The sequence below is a fragment of the Paenibacillus medicaginis genome, from assembly GCF_042138635.1.
Classification (GTDB): domain Bacteria; phylum Bacillota; class Bacilli; order Paenibacillales; family Paenibacillaceae; genus Paenibacillus; species Paenibacillus medicaginis.
The window spans coordinates 1-1541 of record NZ_JBHIRY010000074.1 but is presented as its reverse complement, the minus strand read 5'-3'; the positions used below and the strand labels follow the sequence as shown (position 1 = coordinate 1541).

Annotated in this window: 1 protein-coding gene; it reads left to right on the top strand. The window is 45.5% G+C overall.

Going from position 1 to position 1541, the window contains the following annotated elements:
* Positions 1-209 precede the first annotated feature (209 nt).
* Positions 210-1442 carry an IS110 family RNA-guided transposase gene (locus ACE5LO_RS27670; RefSeq protein ID WP_375523127.1) on the top strand — a complete coding sequence of 411 codons (1233 nt, stop codon included), beginning with the start codon at positions 210-212 and terminating at the stop codon, positions 1440-1442.
* Positions 1443-1541 lie beyond the last annotated feature (99 nt).

The window sequence follows — 1541 nt, the reverse complement described above, 5'->3', positions numbered from 1 at the left end:
TGTGTTGTGCGTTTGAAGTCTTGCTCTGCCATCAATACTGGTAATGGACAGGTCTAAGGTCGAAACTTTTTTGGTGGTTATTTAACCCCGAGTTCAAAACCGCCCTATTGCAACGCAGAGTACCGCCGATTGTTGCCACGAGCACGTGTATAAAAATACACATTCTCTGTTGCATGACCTGTACTTTGAAGTTAAAGAAGGTAATGAGCATGGACGCCATTTTGGAACGGTGTGCAGGGTTGGATGTACACCAAGAAACAGTAGTTGCTTGTATATTGACTGGCCCCTTGGACAGGAAACCAAAACAGGAAATCCGAACATTCGGTACGACCACCAATGAACTACTCCAATTGCTAGACTGGCTAACGGAGCAGGCATGTACCCATGTGGCCATGGAAAGCACGGGTGTTTATTGGAAGCCCGTGTGGAACATTCTTGAAGACTCGTTTAAACTAATTCTCGCCAATCCACAACGGATCAAAAATGTCCCCGGACGGAAGACAGATGTGAAAGACGCGGCTTGGATTGCCCAATTGTTGCGCTGTGGATTGATCGAATCCAGTTTCGTCCCACCGGAAGACATTCGTGATCTTCGAGATCTGACTCGGTATCGTCGTAAACTGTTAGGAAACGCGACGGCGGAAAAGAACCGCATTCACAAAATACTACAGGATGCGAACATCAAACTGACCACGTATGTTTCGGATGTGTTTGGTGCATCTGGACTCGCCTTACTCGAATCGGTAGCCGATGGCGAAGTATTAGAACCTGAAGCCGTCAAAAAGCTGGTATTCACGAAACTGAAGAACAAAGTTCCACAATTGGTTGAAGCGTTAAATGGACGCGTGCGGGCCCACCACCGCAAAATGATCCAGAGACATTTAAATCACCTCCAATATGTGCAAAAGGAAATCAAGGCATTAGAGATGGAGATTGACGAACTGCTTCACCCCTACCAGGAAGAGATCGAACGATTGGTAACCATTCCGGGCATTCAAAAAGATGCAGCGGCGAGCATCCTTGCGGAAATCGGTACCGATATGTCGGTATTTCCTTCCGAAGATCATCTCTCTTCGTGGGCAGCATTGAGTCCAGGCAACAACAAAAGTGCAGGTAAAAAAAAAGGATCCAAGACCAACAAAGGGAATAAAGGCTTAAAATCGGTGCTTTGTCAGGCAGCCTGGGCAGCCATGAAAGTCAAAGGATCGCGAACCGCCTCCTTTTATTACCGGATTGTGAAACGACGAGGTCCCAAGAAAGCCAATATGGCTCTGGCTCATTTACTTCTGCGCATCATATACCAGATGCTCTCGAATAAAGTTCCCTATGAAGAACTGGGATGGGACTACTTACCGAAGAAGGAAAAGAGCTTAGATTATTGGGTTCGTCAAATCCAAGGGCTAGGATTTAATGTACAGCTTCAAGAACAAAAACTGACATAGTCATTATTACTCATTAATTGGCAAATAATACCATGACCAATTTCGATAGGAGGTGGCCTTTTTGCGCCATTTTCAGCAAATAGCCATTTTCGTATAAAA